Here is a 26,232-nt window from a genome sequence, read left to right as displayed (position 1 = left end):
ACCAAAAGCAACCAGTATACTTTTTGTAACCTGAAGCCTCCCGATCGAGTGCGCGTTTGGTTTCGCGCGGGGACAACGGCGCCGAAATAGGGAGCATGCCGAAAATGCGGGCGAGTGTTTCACAGGACCCCAAGGGCCGCCGGCTCGTCAGCGAACCCTGCGAGACACCCTGCGCCATCGAACAGGGCATGCGCATCCTTGGCGGGAAATGGACCGGCTCCATACTATGGCATCTCAAGGATACGCCCGTCCGCTTCAACGACCTCGCCCGCATGATCAATGGAGCGAGCAAGAAGATGCTGTCCGACCGGCTCACCCATTTGCAGGATCATGGGCTGATCGTTCGAGAGGTCGTTTCAACGGCACCCCTGGCCATTCAGTACCGCATTACGGCTTATGGGCGGACTGCGCTTGGGGTCCTCGAGACGCTGAAGGCGTGGTCAGAGGGGCAGCCCGATCAGTCTGTCCGTAGCTGAGGCTTGCTTCGCGGAAGCGCCCTCGTGTGAGCAGGAAGATAGCGGGAAGGGCTAGTCCTAGCTTGTTCGCGGCTATGTGGTGCCCCTAACTCTACCCGGATGGATCGTCGCCTTGTTCTCGAGTTTTTGCCCGGAATCGCCTTCCTTGCCGGGAATGCCTACGGTGGGCTTCTATGGGCCGCGGCGGTCACCGTTGTGGCTACCGCGGTGGCGGTTGCGTTGCGGTGGCGCTGGGATGGCTCAATCCCTTGGCTTGCGGTTTCGACGCTCGTTCTTGCTGTCGTGTTGACGGCTTTTGGGCTGGCGCTGAACGATGAGACGTTCGTCCTCGTCCGCCCGACCGTTGGTGCGCTGGCCTTCGCCGGTATTTTGGCCGTCGGTGCTTTCGCGCGGCCCAGCCTGTTGCAGCGGACGCTGGGGTATCGCTTGCAGATTAAAGAAGCCGGTTGGCCGGTTCTGCACGCCGCATGGATCAGCATTTCAGTATTCTCAGCCTTTGCCAATGAAGTCGCAAGGCGTGTGCTTTCGACGGACCACTGGGCCATCTACAATGTGGCGTCCGACCCTGCGCTCTTCGGGTTGATTTACCTTGCAACGCGGTGGATTGCTGAATGGTATTGGGTGGAGGACGAGCCTATTTGAGCGACAATCTTTCACAGATCGATTGCAGAAGAGGCGTCCGAAAGATCACCCCTTGCTGTTCCGTCGATCCTAAGGTCCTCCTTCAAAGCCGCAGCGCGTCACTTTGCATTAGTCTTTTCTCATGGAACGGAGCGTTTACCGTCCGATTTCTCTTGAGAAAGTCGCCATTCATATCCATATTCAGTATCAATTCCCGCAGAGCATGGGATTCTGCGGTCTTTTTGGCCGTTTTCGACCATTTGGAGACAAACACATGAACAACCCGCTTCGCGACGGTTACGCGCCCCAAGCAGGCGCACAGACAGCCGCAGGCATTGATGAAGGCCTTCGCGCCTACATGCTGAAGGTCTACAACTACATGGCCCTGGGCCTTGCCATCACCGGCATCGCCGCGATGGGTCTGTTCCAGCTCGCCGTCGTTCAGGACGCGTCAGGCGACATTGTCGGTCTGACTGGCATCGGGGAAGCGATCTACACGTCGCCCCTGCGCTGGGTAATTATGCTTGCGCCGCTTGGTGCCGTCTTTTTCCTGAGCTTCCGTATTCAGGCGATGAGTGTGTCAGCAGCCCAGATTACATTTTGGCTGTTTGCCGCGATCATGGGCGCATCGCTGTCGTCGATCTTCCTCGTGTACACGGCGGAATCGATCACGCGCGTCTTCTTCATCACCTCGGCTGCCTTCGGTGCGCTGAGCCTTTGGGGTTATACCACCAAGAAAGACCTGTCGGGCTGGGGCTCGTTCCTGTTCATGGGTCTGATCGGCGTTGTCATCGCTTCGGTGGTGAACATCTTCCTTGGCTCGTCCGCGCTTCAGTTCGCCATTTCGGTGATCGGTGTTCTCGTGTTCGCCGGCCTCACCGCCTACGACACGCAGCGCATCAAGACGATGTACTATGAGGGCGATGGCGCCGAAACCATGGGCAAGAAGGCCATCATGGGCGCTTTGAGCCTTTACCTGAACTTCATCAACATGTTCATCATGTTGCTGCAGCTGTTCGGCAACCGCGAATAGGTTTTCGCACGCCAAACTTGCGCAAATAAATGCGCCCCGGTGGGTTCCAGCCCGCCGGGGCGTTTTTTGTTGGTAATGCCCTAACCCTTGAAGCTGATGGCTGGCCAGAAGTCGAAATCACCCCCTGTTGCGGCGAACCGTCTGGAAACACCGGCGGGGGGCGGTGCCTTTGCACTCGACCGTTTGACGGTCGGCATCTTCCTCACCGACCAGCCTGAACACCGGTTTGCGCTTGGGAGCGATCGGCCAACCGCGCAACCCCTATCGGCCAATCAGGGCTTCGTTCTGCCGGCGGGCGCGGAAGGTCTGTGCTTGTACGAGAACGACCACAGCTTCCTGGCTGTTGGTCTTGAGGACCAGCTTTTACGCGAAGTTGGGCTTGAGGGTGCCGACGCCGTCGCGCCGCAAATCGGAACGCTTGATCCGCTCTTGTTGCAGATGAGCTTGCAAGCGCCTGCGCTTGGGGAAGCGCCGAACGCCCTTTACCGGGAGACTATGCAGCGCGCGCTGGCGGCCCATGTCGCGCAGATTGTCCAGACCGTTTCTGCCGAAGTGCAGGCGCTCGATGATGCACGGCTGCGGCGGGCGGTTGCCTATATCCACGATCACCTCGCTGACGATGTATCGCTTGAAACGCTGGCGGGCGAGGCGGCGGTGAGCGCGTTTCATTTTGCACGCGCCTTCAAGAAAGCGCTTGGCCAATCACCGCTGCAATATGTGATCGGCGAAAGGATGCGCGTCGCGGGGGTTCTCCTCAACACGACACAGCTGCCGGTGAGCGAGATCGCGCTCAGGGTCGGCTATGACGACACCAGCCGGTTTGGAAAGCACTTCAAGCGGGCGATGGGTGTCACGGCTGGGGCCTGGCGGAACGGGTAGAGCCAGATCGGTAATCCGGATCCTTTGCACTCGAATTTGCATCTTGTTGTTGAGCATCGGCTCATCATCTCCGCAAGAATTGCCCATACGAGCGCAAGAATGACACCTGTGGGCGAGCGTCCCATCGGTCATTGTCTCCTCATCGCAGCAGGCACCGGGCACCCCGCCCGCCGCTGCCAACCCAGGAGACAGTCCCATGACCAAGACGACCACGACCCTCGCAACCGCCGCCATCGCATCCACTCTGATGGCCTCAACTGCGCTGGCCTCTGACATCCAGACCCGTACGTTCGCCTTTGAAAGCGAGGGTGCGGCAATGGCAGGCACGCTTTATCTGCCGGCCGATCATGATGGCTCGGCCCTGCCGACCGTGATCGTCACCGGTGCCTGGACCTCCGTCCAGCAGCAGATGCCCGCCACCTACGCCCGCGAAATGGCGGCGCGCGGTTTCGCAGCCGTGACCTTCGATTTCCGCGGCTGGGGCCAGTCCGGTGATCTGCCGCAGGGCATCCGCTTCGAAGAAAATCCTCAGGCGAAGATTGCCGACATTGAGGCCGCGATCGCGTTCTCTGCGACGCTCCCCGAAGTCGACGCTTCCAACATCAATGGGCTCGGTATCTGTGCTTCCGCCGGTTACATGGTCGATGCTGCGTCGAGCAACGATCTCATCCAGCGTGTTGGGCTCGTCGCGCCGTGGCTGCAGAACGAAGGGCTCGTCAATGCCGTCTACGGTGGCGAAGAGGGTGTCCAGAACCTGATCGCCATGGGCCGGGCGGCTGAGGAAGCTGGTGGCCAGATCATTCCTGCCGCGGGACCGGAAGGTGCTGAAGGCGTACTGATGCCGATCGGCGGCTATTATTACGAAGCCGATCGCGGCGCGATCCCCCAGTACGACAACCAGTGGAACAACTCGAGCTGGGAAGGTTGGCTGACCTATCACCCCGCCGACCACGGCGCGGCGCTCGATAAGCCGCTTGCTATCGTCCACTCCGAAGCGGCTGCGATCCCGCAAGGTGTGCGCGACTTCCTCGGCGGGTTCGGAGGCGACGCGACACTCGAATGGCTCGAAGACGTCACCCAGTTCGACTTCTACGACAATCCCGAAGACGTCACACGCGCGGCGGACACGATGGCCGCGCACTTCGCTTCCTGACCCAAAGCATGAGCTGCGCCATACTTACCGCTGGCGCAGCCTTCTCCCTCGTTTTCGTCAGCTACGATCCTGCGCGGACGCTCATGATACCGGCGGCGCAAATGAGGGTCAGGCCCAGAACTGTCAGTGTGTCGGGACGCTCGGCGAAGAACAGGATGCCCCAGAGCGCCGCGAAACCCGCATAAGCGAATTCGAAGGTCCCGACGATTGCAATCGGGGCCTTCTGGTAGGCGATGGTGGTGCCGATCGAAGCCGCGAGGATTGAGGCCGTTGGAAGGGCGATCAACAGCCTTTCTTATGCATGAGGACTGATCCACCCAAAACAAGAAAGCTGCCATCCGCCGGGGGTTTTTCGTTTGCCTATGCTTCAATACATCGATATATCGTGAAATATGGATATAAATTCGGCTCTCTCCGCGTTCGATGCTCTCAGCCAACAGGCGCGCCTTGAAGCCTACCGGCTCTTGGTGCGGGCCGGTCCGGCCGGAATGCCCGCAGGCGAAATCGCGACGCGACTTGACGTTCGCCAGAATACTATGTCCGCGCATCTTGCGGTCATGCTGCATGCCGGTCTCGTCCAGCGGCAGCGCGAGGGACGGGTCATCCGTTACTCGGTCGATATCGATGCCATGCGCGCACTGCTTGCGTTCATGCTGGAGGATTGCTGCGGCGGCAATCCAGCACTCTGCCAGCCGATCATTGAAGAGGTCGCCTGTGCTTGCTGAGACCTATTCCCTTTCGCAGCGCCTCGCTGCCGAGTTTATCGGTACGGCGTTTTTGCTGGCGACCGTTATCGGCTCAGGAATCATGGCGGAGCAGCTGGCGGGCGGAAATGTGGCGATTGCGCTCCTTGGCAACACCATCCCCACGGGCGCCATCCTGGTGGTTTTGATCACGATGTTGGGCCCGATTTCCGGCGCGCATTTCAACCCTGTGGTGACGTTGGTTTTCGTGTGCCAGAAGGCGATCCCCGATCGCGATTCGTGGTTCTACGTCCTGGTTCAGATTGCAGGCGGGCTTTTCGGTGCGTGGACCGCGCACCTGATGTTCGAAGAGCCGGTCCTCCAGCTATCGCAAACCGTGCGCACAGGTCCGGCGCAATGGTTCGCAGAAGGCGTTGCGACTTTCGGCCTGATCTTCACAATCCTTGCCACTCTCAAGGTTCGGCAAAGCGCGGTGGCAATGGCCGTTGGGCTCTATATCACGGCCGCTTATTGGTTCACGGCCTCGACGTCGTTCGCCAACCCTGCGGTGACCATTGCGCGGTCATTTTCCGACACGTTCGCTGGCATCCGGCCCGCCGATATGCCGTGGTTCCTCATCAGCCAATATGCCGGCGGTTTCCTCGCTCTGCTGGTTTGCGCGTGGCTGTTTAACCTGCCTTTAGGAGCCAGGGCGCTGGAAGCGCGTGCGCAGAAGGTAATAACCGATGAGTGAGAGTCCCAACCTGATTGCCGAGCATCTGCATCCCATTGACGCCAAGGCGCTTGGCGACACGCTCAGCCACAAGCCTCGGGTCCTCATGCTGTACGGCAGCTTGCGGGAGCGGTCCTACTCGAAGCTGCTGACGCTTGAGGGGAAGCGTATTCTCGAGCGCCTCGGTGCCGAGGTGCGCGTGTTCGATCCAACCGGCCTGCCGCTGGTGGACGACCCGCAAGGCTACGAGCCCTCAAGCGATCATCCGAAGGTGCTCGAACTGCGTGAGCTTTCGCTGTGGTCGGAAGCGCATGTGTGGTGCTCGCCGGAGCGCCACGGCGCGATGACCGGTCTCATGAAGACGCAGATCGACTGGCTTCCGCTGGCCCCCATTGGCGGCATTCGTCCGACGCAAGGCCGGACGCTGGCGCTCATGCAGGTGTGCGGCGGTTCTCAGAGCTTCAACACGGTCAACCAGATGCGCATTCTTGGCCGGTGGATGCGGATGATCACGATCCCCAACCAGTCATCGGTACCCAAGGCATGGCTTGAGTTCGACGATGAGGGGCGCATGAAGCCCTCCTCGTTCTACAATCGGGTCGTCGATGTGATGGAGGAATTGATGAAGTTCACCCACCTCACGCGCGGGCGATCGGCCTATCTGGTCGACCGGTATTCCGAACGGGTGGAGAGCGCCGAACAGGTCAACAAGCGTGTCGCCATCCGGTCAGTTTAGAGGAACAAGCATGATCCTCGTCAAGACGACGCTGGGGTCCTTGGCGACATTGGTGCGTGGCCAAGGAGATCGGACCCTGGTTCTCTGGCCATCTGTCTTCACCGACCACCATATTTTCGAACGGCTGGCTGACGGTCTTGAGGACCGTTACCGCATCATCCTGATCGACGGGCCGGGCCATGGGCAAAGCGGCGGTCCTGAAGCCAGCTTTTCGATGGCCCAGTGCGCGACCGCGATGCTTGAGGTCATGGATTATCATGGCGTCGAAGTGGCGAGCGTAGGCGGCGTTTCATGGGGCGGTATGGTCAGCGCGCATGTCGCCGTGATGGCTCCCGAGCGGGTCGAGCGGCTGCTGCTGATCAATACACCAATGTTCCTTGGCGACAGTGAACCCGCGCTCGCCGCCCGTCTGATAGCCCTTGGCGCGCGCTGGATGCCGGGCTCGACTCTCTTCCGAAAAGGCGTCGCGGGCAGTTTCTTTTCTGATAAGGCTCTTGCGGCGAACCCCAGTTACGCCAAGGCATTCAACGCGATGCTCAAGAGGGCGAAGCCTCGAGCGCTCGGCGCCGCCATCCGGTCGGTGATGCTCGAAAGTGAGCCAGTTGCACCGCTCTTGCCGCAGATCGCCGCGCCGACGCTGGTGATCGCCGGTGAAAACGACGCAATGTACCCCATCGCAGACCTGCGAAAGGTCTCCGAACGCCTGCCAAAGGGGCGTTTTGAAACCGTCCTTGGTAAGCACATTTCCCCCATCGAGGCACCGGACGATGTCGAGCGGCTGGTGCACGAGTTCTTGCAGTAGCCTGGCCTACAAATGGTGGCGCGTTATCGATCCAGCCCTGCATGTGCCACGTGCTTTAGACGACGCTGAGCTTCGGTTTGCTGTCAAAAACGCGCAGGACCGCCTTCAGATCATGGCCGCGCTTGAGAATCTGGCCGGACGCGGACACCACCATGTAGGCGCCCTGGCGGCGGGCAAGGCGGGGATCTTTTTCAATGCGGTAAAGCGGCACTTCCGCGGTCCGGCGAAAAACCGAAAAAACCGCCCGATCCTTGAGATGATCGATCGCATAGTCCCGCCATTCGCCTTCGGCGACCTTGCGGCCATAAACGCTCAACAGCAGATCAAGTTCTCGGCGATGGAACGAAATCTGGCTTGGCGCTGATTGGGAAGCAGGGGCATTGTTTGATGTGACAATGCTTACACGGTCATGGCTCGCGGCGGGGGCCTTCTTTGATGTTGAAGCCAGGCGATGCGCATCAAGGGAAATCGGTGCGCTGACGTCAAGCTGCTCATCTTTCATGAAGGGTATCTCCGGGCCGTATCCAATCCAAAAGCAATGTTCCAAGGGTTTTCGGGTTTGGCAAGCCGAACCGGTGTTCGGTCAAGCACGGAGCGAACCTTTGACGCGCCGTGACGTTGACACATTATAGCCGCAAAAGGGCCGCGATCCGGCCCTTAGCCGGCCAAACTCTTTCGATCTGTTCCGTACTATTACCTGGTGGCGCGGCGCTGGCGTTTCAGACCCTCCAGCCCCCAGCCCCTGAGGCGGTAGCGCCGCGCTCACCAAGGTGAAATCACTCAGCGTACCGAGTGATGCATCGCATCGGCTGTAGTTTGGTGCTGAGCGATAGCTTTAAGACAAACCGTGGTCCTGCGGTTATCGACTACGGCCCGTCATCGCTTATGCGGTGGCGGGTTTTTTGCGGCTTTCGGCTCGTGACTGACCGTCCAAACGCTTGCACCGTCTAAGCAACGTAGAGCCGGTTCAGCTTTGCCAGTGATTGAGCGACCTATCGAACGGCTGTTTACGTTTCCGCGCAGGTCGCCAAATAGTGCGTTGACCATCGCGTGGCCGGCCTTGTTCAGACCGCACGGCCACCGCCGCTCGACGACCAAGGTTCAGTCGCTGAAACAGGCGCGGTAAGACGTCACGTTTAACGATGGTTTCCACATCCTTGACGGACGTGGAAGACTTCCAAGGCGATGTGCCCATGTGTTTCCCCCGGAATGCGAAATAGGCAACACGCACACTCTACGCGACCAAAGACTAGCGTATAAAAGACGGCTAAGCAATAGTCGGCTTATATTAGCAACACTACATATATAATCAGTATAAGAACGGACTAATATTCGCGGGCTTCCGTGGTCTTACAGTTGCAGCAACCGGGGTGTTTAGGCCGCCTGGGCGAGGTTGCGCAGCACGTAGTGCAGCACGCCACCGTGCTCGACATACTCAATCTCGACTTCGGTATCGATCCGGCACTTCAGCTCGATCTTCTTGGTTGTGCCATCGCCATAGGTGATGTCGGCCGTCACCATCTGCCTGGGCTTCAGGTCACCTTCAAGCCCTGTGATCGAAACAGTCTCATCGCCCTTCAGCCCGAGCGATTTGCGATTATCGTCGCTGGTGAACTCGAACGGAATGACGCCCATCCCAACAAGATTGGACCGGTGAATGCGTTCGAAGCTTTCGGCGATGACAGCCTTCACGCCCAAAAGGTTGGTGCCTTTGGCCGCCCAGTCACGCGATGACCCCGCGCCATATTGTTCGCCGCCAAAGATGACCAGTGGAACGCCTTTTTCCTGCCATGCCATCGACGCGTCAAAGATGGGTGTTTGTTCCCCGTCAGGTCCCAGCGTGTAGCCGCCTTCAACGCCATCGAGCATCTCGTTCTTGATGCGAATGTTGGCGAAGGTCCCTCGCATCATGATCTCATGATTGCCGCGACGAGACCCATAAGAGTTGAATTCCCGAACGGGAACCTGGCGTTCGGTCAGATATTGGCCTGCTGGCGTCGTGTCTTTGAACGAGCCGGCCGGCGAGATGTGATCGGTGGTGATCATGTCGCCGAGAATGGCCAGTACCTTGGCGTTCTCGATGTCGGAGATTGTCCCCGGTTCGCGGTCCATTCCCTGGAAATAGGGCGGGTTCTGGACGTAGGTTGACGAAGGCGGCCAGTCGTAGGTGTCGCTATCGGTGGTCTCGACGCTGCGCCACTTATCGTCGCCCTTGAAGACGTCGGCGTACTTCGACTGGAAAGCATCGCGGGTTACCGTCTGGTGCACAAGGTCGGCAATCTCCTGGGAGGTCGGCCAGATGTCCTTGAGGTAGACGTCGTTGCCGTCCTTGTCGTGTCCCAGCGGCTCGCGGGTCAGGTCGATCCGCATGTCTCCCGCAAGGGCATACGCAACGACGAGCGGGGGCGAGGCGAGGTAGTTGGCCCGTACATCGGGGCTGATACGCCCCTCGAAGTTGCGGTTGCCCGACAGAACGGAGGTCGCAACCAGATCACCATCGTTGATCGCCTTGGAGATTTCTTCCTGCAGCGGACCTGAGTTGCCAATGCAGGTTGTGCAGCCATAGCCCACCAGGTTGAAGCCGATGGCATCCAAGTCGTCCTGCAAACCCGCTTCTTCGAGATATTGCGAGACGACCTGTGAGCCCGGTGCAAGCGATGTCTTGACCCATGGCTTTTGCTTCAGGCCCTTTTCCCGCGCTTTGCGGGCCACAAGGCCTGCGCCGATCATCACGTAGGGGTTAGACGTGTTGGTGCACGACGTGATCGACGCGATCACCACCTTGCCCGAAGACATCGCGTAGTCTTCGCCTTCGACCGGAAACGACGTGTCGAGCGGTCGCTTGAAGGTCTCCGCCATCTCCTTCTCAAAGCCCTGAGCCGCTTCGGTCAGTGGGACGAAGTCCTGGGGGCGCTTGGGTCCGGAGATGGCCGCGCGGATCGTCCCCATGTCCAATTCGAGGGTATCGGTGAACACCGGTTCGACCCCCGGCTCACGCCAGAAGCCGCAGGTTTTCGCGTAGTCTTCAACGAGCTTGATGCGCGCCTCATCGCGCCCGGTCATCCGCAGATAGCGCAGGGTCTCCTCATCGATCGGGAAGAAACCGCACGTTGCGCCATATTCCGGCGCCATGTTGGCGATGGTTGCGCGGTCCGGCAGTGGCAGGCGATCAAGGCCATCGCCATAGAACTCGACAAATTTGCCGACCACGCCCTTCTCGCGCAGCATCTGCACCACCTTAAGGACGAGATCAGTCGCCGTTGTGCCCTCAACCATTTCACCGGTCAGCTTGAAGCCGACAACCTCAGGGATAAGCATCGAGATCGGCTGGCCGAGCATAGCCGCCTCCGCTTCGATGCCGCCGACACCCCAGCCCAGAACGGCCATACCGTTCACCATGGTTGTGTGGCTATCAGTGCCTACAAGTGTGTCGGGATAGGCAATCGTCTCGCCTTCGGCGTCATCGGTCCAGACGACTTGAGCCAGATACTCCACGTTCACCTGGTGACAGATTCCTGTGCCGGGCGGGACGACGCGAAAGTTGTTGAACGCCTTCTGGCCCCATTTGAGGAAGGTGTACCGTTCAAGATTGCGCTCATATTCGCGGTCGACATTCATCTGAAAGGCGCGCGGATTGCCGAACTCATCGATCATCACCGAGTGGTCGATCACGAGATCAACCGGGTTCAGCGGATTGATTTTCTCCGGGTCGCCGCCTAGCGCGACAATGCCATCGCGCATCGCGGCAAGATCAACGACCGCCGGCACGCCCGTGAAGTCCTGCATCAGGACACGTGCCGGTCGGTAGGCAATCTCCTGTTCGGACGTCTTGTCGATCACCCATTGGCTCATGGCCTCGATGTCGGCCTTATGAACGGTTTTGTGGTCTTCGTGCCGCAACAGGTTTTCAAGCAGCACCTTGAGCGAGAACGGAAGCTGGCTGACGCCAGGCAGTCCATGCTTCTCAGCTTCCAGTGGATTAAAAACGGTGACAGTCTGATCGCCAATCGTCAGTGTCTGCCGGCTATTAAAGCTGTCGAGCGACATCGATGGCCTCTCCAATCCGCAGCAGGTGATCCGATGGGAGAATCCCGTTGCGCGCTGCCATTGGCGAACGCGCATCACTCCCGAAGCCCAAAGTTCCCGATCTGGGCAGCTTGAAATTGAGATAAGGAACTTTGTAACGGTTTAAAAGAGCGAACGCGGCTAATGGCAGTGTTATGTGAGGCTGTCCGTGGTCTTAGGTGGAGGTTGATGCGTGTGGCGTGAAGCGCGGCTGGACTGCGAAGCTATGGCTTTCAGCCGTGGAGAACGTCCTTTGGCAGCCGGCATCTCCCTATCCTTGACCGCGGGGGACGCCGTTGCGTTAGTAGGCCCCAACGGGTCGGGAAAGACATCGTTGCTGCGAATTCTGGCCGGTTTGGCAGAGCCGCAGGCTGGGCGTATCGCACTATCGGTTTGCGATGTGGCGGCCGATGTGCCGCGCTCAGCCTTATGTCATCTGGGCGGGCACGCCGATGGCCTGAAGGGCGCGCTCACCGTTGAGCAGAACCTCGCATTCTGGATCGCCTATTTTGGTAGGCCGCCGCAGTCGCCCACCATCGCCGAGGCGCTGGACCGTTTGGGGATCGGTCATGTGATAGGACTTCCCGCCGGGATCTTGTCGCAAGGTCAAAAGCGGCGGGTCGCGCTGGCGCGCTTGCTGGTTGCGCCGCGCCCGATCTGGCTGCTTGATGAGCCTACCGCCGCGCTAGACGACGCCTCGGTCGAGCGCTTCATGGCGCTGGCGGCCGCGCATCGCGCCGCTGGCGGAATTGTGGTCTTCGCGACGCATAGCGCCCTGCCCATGGATGGATTGAAGACCCTCGATCTGGCTGACTACCCACCGAAACTTCCTGCATCGTTCGGATCCGCAAAGGCGGATGGGCGGCGGGGTGCATCGGAAGACTACTGGCTCGACGGTGGCGGGTCATGAGCCGTTCCGCATCGCCATTCCTAGCCCTCATCCTGCGAGATCTGCGTCTGGGCAGTCGCGTCGGCGGGGGTGCGCTGACCGGTGTCCTGTTTTTCCTCGCAGTGATCACCACGGTTCCGTTCGGGATAGGTCCGGATCTCAATCTGTTATCCCAGATAGGCCCCGCGATTATGTGGATCGCTGCACTTCTAGCGACGTTGATCGGTCTGGAGCGCCTGTTTCAGTCTGATCGCGACGATGGCGCACTCGATCTGCTGCTCCTGACAGATACGCCGGTCGCATCGATGGTGATCGCAAAGGTGATCGCCCATTGGCTCGGCGCATCGCTGCCGCTGGTGCTCGCCACGCCGGTGCTATCGTTGCTTCTTGCGATTGAACCGGCGGCGATCGCGACGTTGACCGCAACGCTTGCCGTTGGGACGCCCGCGCTATCGTTTTTGGGCGCCGTAGGAGCTGCACTTGCTGTGACCTTGCGTCGCGGAGCGCTGCTTATGGCGGTCATCATTCTACCGTTTTCGGTTCCCGTTCTTATTTTCGGTGTCGCGGCGACCCGCGCGGCAATCATTGAACCTGATCCGTTCTGGCCTCCATTTGCGCTTTTGTGCGCGGTCAGTTTGATTTACGCGGTTGTCGGGACGATCGGCGCGGCTGCCGCAGTTTCAATCGGTGATGGTTGAGACACCTAATGGTATATTAAACCGTGGCTGTGCTATCGGAGCACAAACCAAGGTCATCGTGAGACGAGATGGGCATTCTTGATTACGCCAATCCAACCCGTGTGATGCGCTTCTCGCGCATTGCGAAGCCGTGGGTTGGCGGCGTTGGACTGCTCATCCTCGCCTATGGCCTGTACGGTGCGTTTGTCACCGCGCCAGCCGATTACCAGCAGGGCGAGACCATTCGCATCATGTACCTTCATGTGCCGATGGCCTGGCTCGCCATGGGCACATACTCGCTGATGGCACTCGCCGCGCTCGGCACGCTGGTTTTCAAGCATCCCATGGCCGACGTATCGGCCAAGGCCATGGCGCCCATCGGCGCTGTCTTCACCGCGATCTGCCTCGTTACAGGCTCCCTGTGGGGCAAGCCGATGTGGAACACCTGGTGGGTGTGGGACGCGCGGCTGACAAGCGTCTTGATCCTGTTCCTCGTTTATCTTGGGATCATCGCCCTATGGCAAGCAATCGAGGAGCCGGTAAAGGCCGGCAAGATCACAGCGATCATCACGCTGATCGGTGCGATCAACCTGCCGATCATCAAATTCTCGGTTGATTGGTGGTACACCTTGCACCAGCCGGCTTCGGTTTTTCGCATGGACGGGCCGACCATTTACCCCGCGATGCTCTATCCCCTTTTGACGTGCGCCCTCGGCTTCGCGCTCATCTTCATGTTCCTGCACCTTGTGGCGATGGACAATGAAATGAAGCGTCGGCGCATCCGCGCGTTGCAAATGCGCGCGGCGCGCCGCTCAATACCGCGCCCAACCGCGCAACCGGCTGAGGCAACCTGATCATGGTGATCGACCAGCACTTCGGGTTCATAGCCTTTGCTTGGCTTGCTGGTATTGCAGGCTTTGCTGGCATCGGGCTGTGGCTATGGCTCGATCGACGCGGGCTCGACCGGCAACTTTCGGAGCTCGAGCGGCAGGGCCACGACGTCCGCCGCCTCAAGGGTGGCGAATGAGCGAGCAGACCGCCGCCGGACCATCCAAACGTCGGGTAAGCCTGCTTGCGTTTGCGCCACTGCTGATCGTTTTGGCGCTGGGTGGCGTGTTCAGCTACCAGCTGCTGTTCGGTGGGCAGGCGAGCGATATCCCCAGTGCCCTGATCGGGCAGCAGGTCCCGCAAGTTTCCCTGGAACCGATCCCCGGCCACGAAAGCCCCGGCTTTTCTCCGGACGACTTCCTTGGCCAGGTGACCCTCCTGAACGTCTTCGCAAGCTGGTGCGCGCCTTGCCGCGATGAACACCCGATGCTGATGGCTCTTGCCCGTGGCGGGCGCTTCCAGATCGTCGGCATCAACCAGAAGGATCAGCCGGCCGATGCTCGCAGGTTCCTGTCGACGCTGGGAAACCCCTTCGATCGCATCGGCGTGGATCCCAGCGGCCGTGCGTCCATAGAGTTCGGCGTTTATGGCGTCCCGGAAACCTTCATCATCGGAACCGATGGCGTCATCCTGCACAAGCATATCGGGCCTTTCACCGCGCGCGATATCGACGTCACGCTTATGCCGATCATTGAAGAGGCTCTAGGTCGTGACCGCAGCAGCTGAGCCGGGTCCGCAAGCGCTCTATGCATCGCCTCTGCGCGCTGGCATCGCAGCGGTTGCGCTGCTTGCGGTCGGCATAGGGCTGGCCGGGGTCCCGATTTTCCAGCTGCTGAGCGGTGCGGCTTTGCCGCTGTCGGTCGGAGGTGCGGTTGCTGCGCTGGCGTTCGTTGTCTTCGGCGGCTTCATCGCCTTTCCTGGATACCAGTTTGCCCGCGCAATCGCGACCGGGACACCGCTTGTGACGACCGACGGCGTGGTTGTCCGGAAACTGCGGATGGGAGCGGGGACCACCGAGCTGGCATGGTCCGATGTCGGTGATCTGGGCCTGCGCGGTATCTGGGTCATCCTTGTCGATGGCCGCATTGGCCAGACAAAATTCGCCCAATCCATGTTTGGCGCGCGGGGCCTCTGGCTTCCCGCACTGTTTGTCCATGGTGGTGGTGCGGAGACGGTTCGGTTCATCGCCGCGCATCGTACGGATCTGGTTGACCCCGTGCTCGCCCAAGTGGAAGCGCGGTCGAAGTCGGCGAGTAAGAAGCGAGGGGCAAGCGCTTGATAAAGGCGGCAGGACCCTTGGCGATGCTTCTCGCCACCGCCTGGTTTCACCCTGCCACTGCGCAGGACCAGCCCACTTTAAGCTTCCCGGTTCAATGTGATCTGGGCGCAACCTGTTTCATCCAGCAATTGGTCGACACCGATTCCGGTCCCGATGCACGTGACCCCTTCTGCGGGGCTGCGAGCTATGATGGACACACCGGAACCGACATTCGGGTGCCTCAGCTTCTCGATACGGCGGTGCATGGAACCGTTGTTGCGGCGGCAAATGGGACCGTGCGTGCCATCCGTGACGGGCAAGCCGACAGGTTTGTGGACGATGAAAGCGATCGGGCGGCAGTGGCAGGCCGCGAATGTGGCAACGGGGTTGTCATCGACCACGCCGGTGGCTTGCAAACCCAATATTGCCACCTCGCGCAGGGTAGCGTCGCCGTCAGCGTCGGTGATACCGTCAGTGTTGGCCAGACGCTCGGCGCCATCGGCCTATCGGGCCTGACCCAGTTTCCACACCTTGAGTTCCTCGTTCGGCGCGATGACGAGATTATCGATCCGTTCAGCGGCCAACTGGCGGATGGCGATCGCTGTGGAGCCGGTGAAAGCCTCTGGTCCGACCAGCGCGTGACGGATCAGGTGACTGAGATGACCCGCATGATTGGCGCGGGCTTTTCCTCTCAACCCGTCGAGCACGACACGTTGATATTTGCCGACCCCGTTGGTCTTTATCCCGGTGCGGAGGCGATCGTTGGGTGGGTTTGGGCAATCAACACCCAAAAGGGCGACCAGTTCCGCTTCTCGCTGAGCGGGCCGGGCGGGTTCACTTTCGAGCATGCCAGCGATCCCCTAGAGCGCGGGCAGGCGACGTCATCTCTGTTTGCCGGGCGCCGGGAAGCGATTGTGCCAGGAACCTATGCGGGGACCGTCGAATTGGTGCGTGGTGATACCGCCATCGCCACCCGGACGTTTGAAGCGACCGTGGAATAGCCCGCGCCTCGCTGCGCGCGGTCAGAGCGTTGCGGTCGCCTCGATCTCGATAAGCATCTCCTCGGTGAGCAAGTCGCAGATCACCAGAGTTGCAGCAGGCCTGATGTCGCCAAAGACCTCACCCGCGACACGCATGACGGCTGGCGCATTGGCTCGATCGGTCACGTAGTAGCGCACGCGGACGACGTTTTGCATGGACGTTCCAGCCTGCTCGAGCGCGCCGGAAATCGTCGCGAACGTGTTCCGCGTCTGCGCCTCGATACCTTCGGGCATCACCATGCTCGCGTAATCGAAGCCCGTTGTCCCAGAGACGTGGACATAGGTTCCATCGCTCACGGCACGGGAATAGCCGGCCTCGGCCTCCATCGGGGAGCCTGAGGAGATCAGGGTTCGGCTCATCGGAACCCTCCTTCGCGCCACGTATCGTAAATCGCGCGAGCATCGTCGCTCCATTGTTCGATAGCGGGCCGCGCATCGGGTGCGCCTTCGTTGAAGAAGGCGGAATAGACCTGTTCGTTCGCCGGATCGACCGCGATCAGGCCGATTGCGAAGCTGCACTGGCTGGGCAGGCAGCCGGTCTGGATGAGGAAATTCCCCTCGATCTGCGGCAGGGAACGCGTTCGCAAATGCTGAGCGAACACAAACAAGCCGTCCCCCCATTGTTCGTTGAGATCCGCGTAGACCGGCTCAGCGGCATACAGATCAAGCGCGGCAAGGTCGCTATACCCGCCAACTTCGGCGTCAAGCGCGTCCCACCCCCGGCCGGGCTGGGGGGCATAGACGATCGGGCCTAGCCGTATCGGCCCCGCTTCGAGATCAAACATCACCGCATCGCCATCGGCGTGCAACTCCGGAGGGCTGAACAGAATGGCCCCGCCCGGATAGGTGGCGGCCGCATACGGCGTGCAGGGCAGACCGATTGGTCCTTGCAGCCAGGGCTCGCCGAAGCTGACGGTCAGCACATAGGGAGAGGCTGCGCAGCCTTCCTCACCCTGATCGACGTACAGGACATGGCCGGCCGTTCCCGAATCGACTTGCAGGATCGGTGCATCGCGAACGATCACTGGTGCGCGGATAATCTCGTTACCCGAAGACGTAAGAATTTGCTCGTTCGTCGCGCTGTCCACGGTAATCGTGACGTCGACATCGCCGGTCAGCGTGAAAACGTCGAGCGTTTGGGCGGGAACGCTTGTGGTGGGCAGGCCCAGAACGAGCGTCGTCGTAAGCAACGCAGTCAAGGCCGAATTCGCGGTTGTGGGGCGCATCATCGTGGTCGCTTCCAAACGCTCATGAGGTTGTTGGCGGGCATGGAAAGGCAGTCGCATCGCGTGAGCCCCAGCGCAAGCAAATGATCCTCTGTTGAGGTGATCGACTTGTACCCGGCATCGTGGTTTTCGGCCCGGATTGCGGCGTCAAACCTTTCATCGCCCGCACTTGCATAGCCGGATTCGCGCAGGAACGGTCCGTAAATCGCGAGGACGCCTCCCGGCGCCAAGGCGGCGGCCATGCAATCCACGATGCTCCGCGCGTCTGCCGCTGAGACCAAATGCAGAAGGTTGGACAGGAACACAACATCAGTTTTGGGGCCCAGCCACTGCTCCTGTGCTGCATCGAACGCGACCGGCGGCAAGACCTGATCGGCCTTGGCGTAGTGGGTCCAGGCCTCGATGCTGGCGAGGCGCGCCGGGTCCACGTCCGTTGGTTGCCAGCGCAGCCTAGGAAAAGCGGTGGAAAAGGCGACGACGTGCTCGCCCGTACCCGATGCGATCTCGAGTGCGAAGCCAGTTTCCGGCACAAACTGCCGAAGGCCGTCGATGATCGGCCCGATGTTCCGCGCGGCGGCGGGGGCGAAAAGCCGATGGTCACCGGTTTCGCCGGTGGGCAGGGCCACGGAGTGGCGGGGGGTTTCATTCATACAGCGGTGACCTGATCAGGCTCTTGCCTCAAAGTCGATCTTGTTGCGGTGCACCATTGCGGCGCACAAGGACGTCGTAATGACAAAGGGACGATAAGCATGGCTACCGAGCCTCTAGGCAAGAACGATGCGGGCAACTTTTTTGAAGATTTCAGCGTTGGTCGCACGCTGGTGCACGCCACACCGCTGACCCTGACGATGGGGGACGCCAGCCTGTATCGCGCGCTCTACGGAACGCGCACCGCTGTGCAGTCCGCCGATAGCTTTGCCCGGGCGATCGGTTATCCGCAGGCGCCGCTTGACGATCTGCTGGTTTTCCATGCCGTTTTTGGCAAGACGGTTCCCGACATTTCGCTCAATGCGGTTGCCAACCTTGGATATGCGGAAGGCGTTTTTAACAAGGCTGTCTACCCTGGCGATACCATCTCGTCGGTGTCGGAGGTGATCGGTGTCAAAGAGAACTCCAACGGGAAGACCGGGACGGTCTACGTCCGCACGACCGGGTCCAACCAGCGTGGTGAGGTGGTTGTGTCCTATGTCCGCTGGGTCATGGTCAGAAAGCGCGACGCGCAAAACCCTGCGCCCGATCCGGTCATTCCGGAACTTGCGAAAGCCGTGGACCCTGCAAATCTGGGTGCGGCCGTCCCGCCACTCTCCGTTGCGGGCTGGGACACCGCGCTCTCGGGTTCGGGCTTTTTCTGGGACGACTATGAGCCGGACGAAAGGATCGACCATGTCGACGGCATGACGGTCGAAGAGAGCGACCATATGCTCGCCACGCGCCTCTACCAGAACACGGCCAAGGTTCACTTCAATCAGCATACCGAAGGTCAGGGACGTTTCGGGCGCCGCCTGATCTACGGCGGACATGTCATCTCGCTGGCGCGCGCGCTTTCCTTCAATGGGTGCCAGAACGCTTTTCACGTTGCCGCGATCAATTCCGGGCGACACGTCGCGCCGCTCTTTGCTGGTGAGACCGTGTATGCGTGGAGCGAAGTTCTGGATCGCGCGGAGATCGCCGGACGAAGCGATGTTGGCGCGACAAGAGTGCGACTTGTCGCGACAAAAGACCGGGTTTGTCGCGACAACCCTCTCATGGACGGCGACGGATACGCCGAGGGCGTCATCCTCGATTTTGACATGTGGGTGGTGCTGCCTCGGCGGGGCTGATCCAGCCCAAGGGCAGCCAACCAGTTCCAAATTCCCTCAGTGGAACAAGACCCCGCCGAGGCTTTTTTCGCGGCAGCCATTCCAGAAACCGGCATTGCGAAACTCCAGCATTGCAATGCGTTGCCCGGCGTAGACGAACGATGTCGATGGGCAGTCATTCGCCAGGGTGCCGCGTTCTGCCGGTCCAGCCCCGCCGCTTGGATAGCGCTCACGAACCAGTTCATAGGCAAGCGCGGCGACCGCGCTTTGCGAAAGGGAGTCGCTTTCGATCCAGCACCATTCGGTGAGCAAAAGTGGTGCTAGAAAGCCGCTCCATCCGGGGCTACGAACGTTGAACGTTCCTTCATCCGCGGGCACGACGGAGTAGCCGCGCTCCTCGAACGATGCGGTAGGGTCCTTGTCGACAAGGTGGTCGAGACAAATCTCAACGGCCTTGGCGAATTCCGCCTCCGAAGCCGATACGGGTTGGGCGTTGAGGGCAAAAAGGCACAGCGTCGACGCAGCAACAAGGGCCACAATGCGAACAGCTATTCCGGGCACTCTTCGGAAAAGCATAAGAGGCTTCTCGGCAACCGCGATGTGGGCCACTTAGGCGTCCTGACTTTCCAACGGGCCTTGTCCAAACCTCTTTTCGATGTAGTCCTCGACTAGGTCCTTGAAGTCTTCGGCGAGGTTCGGACCGCGGAGCGTCATCGCTTTCTTGCCATCGATGAAGACCGGCGCGGCGGGCTGCTCACCCGTACCGGGGAGCGAAATTCCGATGTCGGCGTGCTTGGATTCACCCGGTCCGTTCACGATGCAGCCCATGACCGCAAAGTTCAGTTGTTCCACCCCGGGATATTTTTCCTTCCACGCAGGAAGCTTCGTTCGGATCATCTCCTGAACGTCCTGGGCCAACTCCTGGAACACGGTGGACGTCGTCCGCCCACAGCCTGGGCAAGCTGCCACGACCGGCACAAACGTGCGGATGCCCATCACTTGCAACAGTTCCTGTGCAACGATCACCTCTTTGGTGCGATCGCCACCGGGTTCGGGCGTCAGCGAGATGCGGATCGTGTCGCCAATCCCCTGCTGCAGCAGGATCCCAAGAGCGGCAGACGACGAAACGATGCCCTTGGACCCCATACCCGCCTCGGTCAGGCCCAAATGCAGCGCATAGTCCGACCGTTGGGCAATCTTGGTGTAAACCGCAACGAGGTCCTGCACCTGGCTGACCTTGCACGAGATAATGATGCGATCCCGCCCCATGCCAAGGCTTTCGGCATGGTCCGCCGACAGAAGGGCCGATTGCACCATCGCTTCGTGGGTGACTTCACGAGCGGTAAGTGGTGAACCGTTATCGGCGTTCTCATCCATCAGCTTGGTCAGGAGCGCTTGATCGAGCGAGCCCCAGTTGACCCCAATGCGAACCGCCTTGTTGCGCTTCATCGCCTCTTCGATGATGGCGGCGAACTGAACGTCCTTCTTCGCCTTGAAGCCGACATTACCCGGGTTGATACGGTACTTGTCGAGCGCGTCGGCGCAGGCGGGATGATCGTGCAGGAGCTGGTGGCCGATGTAGTGGAAGTCGCCAACCAGCGGCACCTCCACGCCCCATTTGAGCAGTTTCTCGCGAACCTTGGGCACGGCCGCTGCGGCCTCGTCGCGGTCGACGGTGATACGGACCAACTCCGAGCCAGCCTTGGCCAGCGCGGCGACCTGTGTTGCGGTCGCCCGAATGTCTGCCGTGTCGGTGTTGGTCATTGACTGGACCACCACGGGTGCATCACCACCGACGATGACGCCGCCGACGTCAACGGGGACCGACCGGCGCCGTTTGAAGGGCTCGGAATAATAGTGCAGGCCGGGATCGAGTCTTGGGCGATCGAGCATAAAGGTTCTATAGGCGTGCGAAGGTTGGCTAGCAACTCGCACAGTGAAGGATCGTGACGATGGGCATGCTCCTCGATGGTCAATGGCATCATGATGCAGACCTGTCCATGAAGGACGGAGCGTATCGGCGTGAAAACAGCGCGCTGCCCGACGCTCTGGACGATCCGACCCTGGCTGCGTTGGCTGGGACGCCCGGTCGCTTCGTACTGGTTGCCTCGGCAAGCTGCCCGTGGTCGCACGGAGCCGTTCTTGCCCATCACTTCAAAGGCTTTTCGCCGGCGCTCTGTATCCATATGGCCGGGGGACCCCGCATAGAGGGTTATGCGCTACGGCCGTCCGGGCCATTAGAATTCCTGGGATTTGCGCACCTTCATCAGCTCTACACAGCCACGGATCCGGCCTATACGGGCCGGTCCACCGTTCCGGTGCTTTGGGACATGGAATCCGGGCGCATCGTATCGAATGATTCGACGAATATCATGCGGGCTTTCGACAAGTGCGGCGTCGGGCCAGCTCTCTTTCCAACCGACCGCGCCAATGAGCTTGATGGGTTTATGGCGTGGCTGTTCGAGGGGCTCTCCAACGCGGTTTATCGGGCTGGAAAGGCGCAGCGGCAGGACGAGTATGAAAACGCGACGGCGAGCGTCTATGCGACGCTTGAGGCCGTTGAAGAACGGTTGTCCGATCAGCCCTATCTGTTCGGCGCGACTGTGACGGCTGCGGATATCCGACTGTTTGCCACGCTCGTGCGCTACGATACGGTTTATGCCACCCATTTTCGATGCACCCGACACCGATTGATGGACTTTCCGGCGCTGTGGCGCTTCACGCGCCGGATTTTCCAGCTGCCGGGCATTGCTCAGACTGTCGATTTCGATGAGATCAGGCGTGGCTATTACCTAAACGATGGCTCCCACAATCCCTTTGGCCTCGTGGCCGATCAGCCGATGATTGATTGGTGGGACCGCAGTGACCTCGACTGAGTATTGACACCCCAACGGTCCGCCCCAGTTCCGCGCGATGCCCAAAGCATCTCACACCCTTGCCGCGCGGCTCCTCAGCGCGGCTGATATCGAGCTGGTCTATCAACGTTTGAAGGCCGCCATGCCGGGTCGGACGCCAACTGCAAAAGGGCCGAAGGATCAGCCCGATCCATTCCGGTCCTGCATCTCCTGCATGCTTTCAGCTCAGAGCCGCGACGCAAACACAGCGGCGGCAACCAATGCGTTGTTCGCGCTGGCCAAAACGCCGCAAGCGATGCTTGCACTTGATGATCAACGTATCGCAGCGGCGATCAAACCTGCTGGCCTTTACAACATGAAAGCCCGCAATATCCGGAAATTCTGCACGGCCCTGATAGAGGACCATGGCAGCGTCGTGCCATCGACGCGCGAGGGCTTGCTCAGCCTACCGGGTATCGGCCGCAAATGCGCCGATATCGTCATGAGCTTCACGTTCGGCGCGGACGTGATCGCGGTTGACACCCATGTGCACCGTGTTGCCAACCGCCTTGGGCTTGCGCGCGGCAAAACCGAAGCCCAAACCGCGCAGAGCCTCGAAGATCGCTCCCCCGACTGGGCCAAGGCAGACGGTCATTTTTGGCTTCTGCAGTTCGGCAAAACGATTTGCACCGCTCGGTCTCCCAAGTGCGATGGGTGTGTAGTGTCCGACGTTTGCGTCTGGCCGGAGAAGGCCTAATTCGGCAGGTCCTTAGCGAGACGTGCGGCCTGGTACAGTGTACCTTTCGAGGCCATCGTTTGACGCAAAACTGAATCGGCGCCTCTCCATGCTGCGTTGCAAAAGAAATCAATTCAGCTAAGGTCCGCGCGTTTTTTGATTGATTGGGGGGGAGCGCCGTCATGGCACTGGAATTAGACCTAAGCGGACACGTTGCGGTGGTGACAGGATCGACTTCGGGTATCGGCCTAGGGGTCGCCGAAGCCATGGCAAAAGCGGGCGCAAAGGTTGCTCTCAACTCCCATCTGGATCGTGACGAAGACTACGCGATTGCCAAGGATCTGGCCGACAAGACAGGCGTGGAGGTCGAGTACATTCAGGCTGATATGTCCAAGGGCGACGACTGCGTCGCGCTGGTTGAGAAGGCGACGGAGAAGCTGGGGACCGTCGATATTCTCGTCAACAATGCCGGAATTCAATACGTCGCGCCGGTCGAGGACTTCCCGCCGGCCAAATGGGACGCGATCATCGCGATCAACCTGACGTCTGCGTTCCACACCATCCGTGCCGCCGTGCCGGGGATGAAGGAAAAAAAGTGGGGCAGGATCATCAACATCGCCTCCGCCCACGGCCTGACAGCATCGCCCTACAAAAGCGCCTATGTTTCAGCCAAGCACGGCATTGTTGGCCTAACGAAAACGATCGCGCTGGAACTTGCCGAATGCGGCGGTACCTGCAACGCTATCTGCCCCGGCTACGTGCTGACGCCGCTGATCGAGGGGCAGATCCCCGATCAGATGAAAGCGCACAACATGTCGCGTGAGGATGTCATCAAGAACGTGATGCTTGACCGTCAGCCGACCAAGGAGTTCGTGACCATCGAGCAGATGGGCACATTCGCGGTCTTCCTTGCCTCCGATATGGGCGCCCAGATCACGGGCTCTGCGCTGCCTGCCGATGGCGGTTGGACTGCGATGTAGGGGGAGATTATGGCGGAAGAGGAAGCCGGCTCGGACAAGCTCGACATCGATAACATGTATCTGTGCGGGTCGTCCTTCAACCGGGTGAATCTGTCGGGTACCACCTTTACCGATACCGTCATTGCCGGCGCGACCTTCAACGATGTGAACGCTTCGGGCTTCACATTTGAGAATGTGAATTTCTCTGAATCAAAACTGCACAATGTGAACCTGACCAATGTGGCAGTCAGCTATGTGACGATGAATGGGTTTTCGGTAACAGGCGGGCAGATGGTCGCTTCGCGCTTTGATGATGTGAATCTCACTGGCGCATCGATTTCGAACTCGAACCTGTCGGGCATGACGATCGATGGCATTCTCGTCAGCGATCTTTTGAAGAAGTGGAACGACGGTTGAGCCGCGCACCAAAACGCAAGAAAACCGCCCAGACCAAGACCAAGATGGTCAATCTCGCTCTTCAAGGTGGCGGTGCACATGGGGCGTTCACCTGGGGGGTGCTTGATCGTATTCTTGAAGATGGACGTCTACGCTTCGACGGTATCTCCGGCACCAGCGCCGGCGCGATGAACGCTGTTTCTCTGGCTGATGGCTGGTATCAGGAAGGCGCAGAGGGTGCGCGTGAGAAACTTGAGCATTTCTGGCGCGGTATTTCGCGCAATGGCTCGTTTTCGATCACCGATCAGCAAAGCGAGTTGCTTGACCGGCTGATGAGTTTCTGGATGTGGCCGATGTTGCCCGGCGGGGGTAAGGCAGACTTCACGAAGTTCTTCCCCAGCGCGCCGTGGGCCAACCCCTTTGTTTCGCAGTTGACGAGCCCTTACGATGTCAATCCGCTGAACATCAATCCGCTGCGCGATGTCGTCGAAAAGCTGATTGATTTCGATCGCGTCCATTCTTGCAATGATTTCAAGCTGTTCATCGCAGCCACGCGGGTCTATTCGGGTAAGATCCGGGTGTTTCGGCGGTCCGATGTTACCGCGGACGCGGTGCTGGCGTCTGCTTGCTTGCCCTATGCCTTTCAGGCGGTCGAGATCGACGATGAGCCTTATTGGGATGGCGGTTACACCGGTAACCCGGCGATCTGGCCGTTCTTCACCGAGACCGAGTGCGAAGACATCGTGCTTATTCAGATTAATCCTCTGGAGCGCAGGGAAACGCCAAAAACGAGCCAGGAGATTCTTGAGCGCATCTCCGAGATCACCTTCAATTCCTCTTTGCTGCGGGAGTTTCGCGCGATCGATTTCGTCAATCGCCTTATCGACGCGGGAAAGCTTGAGAGCAGCGGCTACAAGCGCAATCGCATCCATAGAATTGATGCCAGCGAGGAGCTTGCCGCGCTTGGTGCTGGCTCGAAGTTCAACACAAGTTGGGCCTTTTTCACACGCCTTCGCGATATTGGCCGCAATGCGGCCACGGAGTTCTTGTCTGCGCACTATGATGATGTCGGCGTGACGTCGACTGTCGATTTGCGCGGCGCGTTCTCGTAAAAAAGGTCATGCTTGATCGTCCTGCATTCGATGCGCTCTGCGAGGCCCTGCCGGCCACATTCATGGTCGTACAGTGGGGGGATGCGCATGTGTGGAAGGTGGGGAACGCCGACAAAAACAAAGTGTTTGCCATGTCCACCTTCTGGGTCGGTAAGGACGGCGTGGATGCCGACAACCCCCGCAATGGCCAGCATGCTCTGGTGTTCAAAGTAGCTCCGATGAGCTTTGAGATGCTGACGCAGAAGCGCGGTATCACGCAGGCACCGTACATGGCGAAAGGCCAGTGGGTGAGGGTCACCGAAAGCAGTCCGCTGACCGATGAAGACCTTGAAGCCTATATCGGGCAAGCGCATCGGATCATGGCTGGCGGGCTGACCAAGAAGCTTCAAGCTGAACTGGGACTAGTGGACTGGGTGGCGGGAGCGGCCCGATGATCCGTATCGTGCTCGCAATGCTGCTGGTGCTGCTGGCAAACCCTTCGCGCGCGGAACCGTTGACCGTTTTCGCTGCTGCAAGCTTAAAGAACGCGTTTGATGCAATCGCGGATGCATTCGAGACACAATCCGGGTCACAGGTCGTTGTTTCTTACGCCGGGACGTCCGTTCTGGCGCGGCAGATCGAGCAAGGTGCTCCGGCCGATGTTTTTCTTTCGGCGCATCCCGACTGGATGACCTACGCGCGTGAAAACGGCCTTGTCATCGAAGCGAGTATTCAGACGTTCGCCAGCAATCACATCACCGTTGTTGAGCCGACTTTTGCAGCAGCATCGATCAGCTTTGATCTCACCGTACCGGATGACTGGTTGGAAAGGCTGGGGGATGATGGGCGACTGGCGATCGGTTTAACATCAGCGGTACCGGCGGGGATTTATGCGAGCCAAGCGTTGGAGGCCTTGGGTTTGACGGAGGTACTGCGCCCGCGCCTGGCGGAGACGGACAATGTGCGGGCTGCGCTGCTGCTGGTTGCCCGCGGGGAGACGCCGCTCGGTATCGTCTACGCCACCGATGCGAGGGCGGAGGAGCGCGTTCGCGTTGTTGCACGCATTCCTGCCGGGACGCATGCGCCCATCGCTTACCAGGCGGCCCGCACGACCGGTAGCAACCACCCTTCGACAGATGCCCTTCTGGACTACCTGTCTGGTTCTGCGGCCCGGACAGTCCTCGAGGAGCAGGGTTTTCGTGTTCAATCCGGTGACCAGGATCACGATGGGGAAGCCCGCCTTGAATAGGGTCGACTG

Annotated in this window: 32 protein-coding genes; 24 read left to right on the top strand and 8 right to left on the bottom strand. The window is 59.9% G+C overall.

Features of this window, described 5'->3' with window-relative positions; all coding sequences use genetic code 11:
• Positions 1-104: 104 nt before the first annotated feature.
• The 5 genes from AAF739_06145 to AAF739_06125 all read left to right on the top strand — a co-directional run bounded on the left by AAF739_06145 (position 105) and on the right by AAF739_06125 (position 4,162).
• Complete coding sequence (locus AAF739_06145) at positions 105-476, top strand: helix-turn-helix domain-containing protein (protein MEM6382238.1); 372 nt, start codon at positions 105-107, stop codon at positions 474-476.
• A gap of 99 nt (positions 477-575) precedes the next feature.
• Entirely contained in the window at positions 576-1,118 is a 543-nt protein-coding gene (locus tag AAF739_06140; protein MEM6382237.1) for a septation protein IspZ, read from the top strand.
• 253 nt (positions 1,119-1,371) lie between these two features.
• Positions 1,372-2,130: a Bax inhibitor-1/YccA family protein gene (locus AAF739_06135; protein MEM6382236.1), complete on the top strand. Its 759-nt coding sequence runs from the start codon at positions 1,372-1,374 to the stop codon at positions 2,128-2,130.
• Between the two features lie 96 nt (positions 2,131-2,226).
• Complete coding sequence (locus AAF739_06130) at positions 2,227-3,009, top strand: AraC family transcriptional regulator (GenBank protein ID MEM6382235.1); 783 nt, start codon at positions 2,227-2,229, stop codon at positions 3,007-3,009.
• Positions 3,010-3,205: 196 nt separating this feature from the next.
• Positions 3,206-4,162 carry an alpha/beta hydrolase gene (locus AAF739_06125; protein MEM6382234.1) on the top strand — a complete coding sequence of 319 codons (957 nt, stop codon included), beginning with the start codon at positions 3,206-3,208 and terminating at the stop codon, positions 4,160-4,162.
• A gap of 61 nt (positions 4,163-4,223) precedes the next feature.
• Here AAF739_06125 and AAF739_06120 read toward each other — a convergent pair whose 3' ends face one another.
• Entirely contained in the window at positions 4,224-4,448 is a 225-nt protein-coding gene (locus tag AAF739_06120) for a hypothetical protein (protein ID MEM6382233.1), read from the bottom strand.
• A gap of 106 nt (positions 4,449-4,554) precedes the next feature.
• Between AAF739_06120 and AAF739_06115 the strand changes: the two genes are divergently transcribed.
• Genes AAF739_06115 through AAF739_06100 form a run of 4 tightly spaced genes read left to right on the top strand, consistent with a single transcriptional unit; the run spans position 4,555 to position 7,116 of the window.
• On the top strand, positions 4,555-4,887 hold the full coding sequence (locus AAF739_06115) for a metalloregulator ArsR/SmtB family transcription factor (protein ID MEM6382232.1): 333 nt from the start codon (positions 4,555-4,557) through the stop codon (positions 4,885-4,887).
• Positions 4,877-5,599: an MIP/aquaporin family protein gene (locus tag AAF739_06110; protein MEM6382231.1), complete on the top strand. Its 723-nt coding sequence runs from the start codon at positions 4,877-4,879 to the stop codon at positions 5,597-5,599. The genes AAF739_06115 and AAF739_06110 overlap by 11 nt, the downstream gene beginning before the upstream one ends.
• Positions 5,592-6,314, top strand: a complete 723-nt coding sequence (gene arsH, locus AAF739_06105) for an arsenical resistance protein ArsH (GenBank protein ID MEM6382230.1) — start codon at positions 5,592-5,594, stop codon at positions 6,312-6,314. Before AAF739_06110 ends, arsH begins: the two co-directional genes overlap by 8 nt.
• Before the next feature lie 10 nt (positions 6,315-6,324).
• Positions 6,325-7,116 (top strand): alpha/beta hydrolase, encoded by a 792-nt coding sequence (locus tag AAF739_06100; protein MEM6382229.1) that lies wholly within the window; start codon positions 6,325-6,327, stop codon positions 7,114-7,116.
• Between the two features lie 55 nt (positions 7,117-7,171).
• Here the strand turns inward: AAF739_06100 and AAF739_06095 are convergent, their stop codons facing one another.
• Positions 7,172-7,618, bottom strand: coding sequence for a DUF2794 domain-containing protein (locus AAF739_06095; GenBank protein ID MEM6382228.1), 447 nt, complete (start codon positions 7,616-7,618; stop codon positions 7,172-7,174).
• A gap of 872 nt (positions 7,619-8,490) precedes the next feature.
• Positions 8,491-11,163, bottom strand: a complete 2,673-nt coding sequence (acnA, locus tag AAF739_06090) for an aconitate hydratase AcnA (protein MEM6382227.1) — start codon at positions 11,161-11,163, stop codon at positions 8,491-8,493.
• A gap of 211 nt (positions 11,164-11,374) precedes the next feature.
• Here acnA and ccmA point away from each other — a divergent pair, with 211 nt between their 5' ends.
• The 7 genes from ccmA to AAF739_06055 all read left to right on the top strand — a co-directional run bounded on the left by ccmA (position 11,375) and on the right by AAF739_06055 (position 15,894).
• Positions 11,375-12,091 carry a heme ABC exporter ATP-binding protein CcmA gene (ccmA, locus tag AAF739_06085; GenBank protein ID MEM6382226.1) on the top strand — a complete coding sequence of 239 codons (717 nt, stop codon included), beginning with the start codon at positions 11,375-11,377 and terminating at the stop codon, positions 12,089-12,091.
• Entirely contained in the window at positions 12,088-12,768 is a 681-nt protein-coding gene (ccmB, locus tag AAF739_06080) for a heme exporter protein CcmB (GenBank protein ID MEM6382225.1), read from the top strand. Before ccmA ends, ccmB begins: the two co-directional genes overlap by 4 nt.
• Before the next feature lie 68 nt (positions 12,769-12,836).
• Complete coding sequence (locus tag AAF739_06075; protein ID MEM6382224.1) at positions 12,837-13,601, top strand: heme ABC transporter permease; 765 nt, start codon at positions 12,837-12,839, stop codon at positions 13,599-13,601.
• Positions 13,602-13,603: 2 nt separating this feature from the next.
• On the top strand, positions 13,604-13,774 hold the full coding sequence (locus tag AAF739_06070) for a heme exporter protein CcmD (protein MEM6382223.1): 171 nt from the start codon (positions 13,604-13,606) through the stop codon (positions 13,772-13,774).
• Complete coding sequence (locus AAF739_06065; GenBank protein ID MEM6382222.1) at positions 13,771-14,361, top strand: DsbE family thiol:disulfide interchange protein; 591 nt, start codon at positions 13,771-13,773, stop codon at positions 14,359-14,361. The genes AAF739_06070 and AAF739_06065 overlap by 4 nt, the downstream gene beginning before the upstream one ends.
• Positions 14,345-14,914: a hypothetical protein gene (locus AAF739_06060; GenBank protein ID MEM6382221.1), complete on the top strand. Its 570-nt coding sequence runs from the start codon at positions 14,345-14,347 to the stop codon at positions 14,912-14,914. The genes AAF739_06065 and AAF739_06060 overlap by 17 nt, the downstream gene beginning before the upstream one ends.
• Positions 14,915-14,937: 23 nt before the next feature.
• Positions 14,938-15,894, top strand: a complete 957-nt coding sequence (locus AAF739_06055) for a M23 family metallopeptidase (GenBank protein ID MEM6382220.1) — start codon at positions 14,938-14,940, stop codon at positions 15,892-15,894.
• 21 nt (positions 15,895-15,915) lie between these two features.
• Here the strand turns inward: AAF739_06055 and AAF739_06050 are convergent, their stop codons facing one another.
• From AAF739_06050 to AAF739_06040, 3 genes are read right to left on the bottom strand one after another with little or no spacing between them, the layout of a single operon-like run.
• On the bottom strand, positions 15,916-16,293 hold the full coding sequence (locus AAF739_06050) for a RidA family protein (protein ID MEM6382219.1): 378 nt from the start codon (positions 16,291-16,293) through the stop codon (positions 15,916-15,918).
• Positions 16,290-17,162, bottom strand: a complete 873-nt coding sequence (locus tag AAF739_06045) for a hypothetical protein (protein MEM6382218.1) — start codon at positions 17,160-17,162, stop codon at positions 16,290-16,292. The genes AAF739_06050 and AAF739_06045 overlap by 4 nt, the downstream gene beginning before the upstream one ends.
• Positions 17,159-17,809 carry a DUF938 domain-containing protein gene (locus tag AAF739_06040; protein ID MEM6382217.1) on the bottom strand — a complete coding sequence of 217 codons (651 nt, stop codon included), beginning with the start codon at positions 17,807-17,809 and terminating at the stop codon, positions 17,159-17,161. The genes AAF739_06045 and AAF739_06040 overlap by 4 nt, the downstream gene beginning before the upstream one ends.
• A gap of 93 nt (positions 17,810-17,902) precedes the next feature.
• Between AAF739_06040 and AAF739_06035 the strand changes: the two genes are divergently transcribed.
• The gene (locus tag AAF739_06035) at positions 17,903-18,979 is read left to right on the top strand and encodes a MaoC family dehydratase (GenBank protein MEM6382216.1); all 1,077 of its coding nucleotides are present in this window, start codon (positions 17,903-17,905) and stop codon (positions 18,977-18,979) included.
• Positions 18,980-19,015: 36 nt separating this feature from the next.
• Here AAF739_06035 and AAF739_06030 read toward each other — a convergent pair whose 3' ends face one another.
• On the bottom strand, positions 19,016-19,567 hold the full coding sequence (locus AAF739_06030) for a hypothetical protein (protein MEM6382215.1): 552 nt from the start codon (positions 19,565-19,567) through the stop codon (positions 19,016-19,018).
• The gene (gene ispG / locus AAF739_06025) at positions 19,568-20,851 is read right to left on the bottom strand and encodes a flavodoxin-dependent (E)-4-hydroxy-3-methylbut-2-enyl-diphosphate synthase (protein MEM6382214.1); all 1,284 of its coding nucleotides are present in this window, start codon (positions 20,849-20,851) and stop codon (positions 19,568-19,570) included.
• Between the two features lie 59 nt (positions 20,852-20,910).
• Here ispG and AAF739_06020 point away from each other — a divergent pair, with 59 nt between their 5' ends.
• The 7 genes from AAF739_06020 (at position 20,911) to modA (ending at position 26,223) form a co-directional block, all read left to right on the top strand.
• A complete protein-coding gene (locus tag AAF739_06020; protein ID MEM6382213.1) occupies positions 20,911-21,834 on the top strand; it encodes a glutathione S-transferase C-terminal domain-containing protein in 924 nt (307 codons plus the stop codon).
• A gap of 37 nt (positions 21,835-21,871) precedes the next feature.
• Positions 21,872-22,549 carry an endonuclease III gene (gene nth, locus AAF739_06015; GenBank protein MEM6382212.1) on the top strand — a complete coding sequence of 226 codons (678 nt, stop codon included), beginning with the start codon at positions 21,872-21,874 and terminating at the stop codon, positions 22,547-22,549.
• A 161-nt stretch (positions 22,550-22,710) separates the two neighbouring features.
• Positions 22,711-23,508: a 3-hydroxybutyrate dehydrogenase gene (locus tag AAF739_06010; GenBank protein ID MEM6382211.1), complete on the top strand. Its 798-nt coding sequence runs from the start codon at positions 22,711-22,713 to the stop codon at positions 23,506-23,508.
• A gap of 9 nt (positions 23,509-23,517) precedes the next feature.
• Positions 23,518-23,904: a pentapeptide repeat-containing protein gene (locus AAF739_06005; GenBank protein ID MEM6382210.1), complete on the top strand. Its 387-nt coding sequence runs from the start codon at positions 23,518-23,520 to the stop codon at positions 23,902-23,904.
• Positions 23,901-24,995, top strand: a complete 1,095-nt coding sequence (locus tag AAF739_06000; protein ID MEM6382209.1) for a patatin-like phospholipase family protein — start codon at positions 23,901-23,903, stop codon at positions 24,993-24,995. Before AAF739_06005 ends, AAF739_06000 begins: the two co-directional genes overlap by 4 nt.
• An 8-nt stretch (positions 24,996-25,003) precedes the next feature.
• The gene (locus AAF739_05995) at positions 25,004-25,429 is read left to right on the top strand and encodes an MmcQ/YjbR family DNA-binding protein (protein MEM6382208.1); all 426 of its coding nucleotides are present in this window, start codon (positions 25,004-25,006) and stop codon (positions 25,427-25,429) included.
• Positions 25,426-26,223 (top strand): molybdate ABC transporter substrate-binding protein, encoded by a 798-nt coding sequence (gene modA, locus AAF739_05990; protein MEM6382207.1) that lies wholly within the window; start codon positions 25,426-25,428, stop codon positions 26,221-26,223. Before AAF739_05995 ends, modA begins: the two co-directional genes overlap by 4 nt.
• Positions 26,224-26,232 lie beyond the last annotated feature (9 nt).

It is taken from the genome of Pseudomonadota bacterium (assembly GCA_039024915.1).
In the GTDB taxonomy this organism is placed as follows: Bacteria; Pseudomonadota; Alphaproteobacteria; order Rhizobiales; family MH13; genus MH13.
The sequence above is the reverse complement of the archived record's forward strand: the minus strand, read 5'-3'. Positions and strand labels throughout refer to the sequence as shown.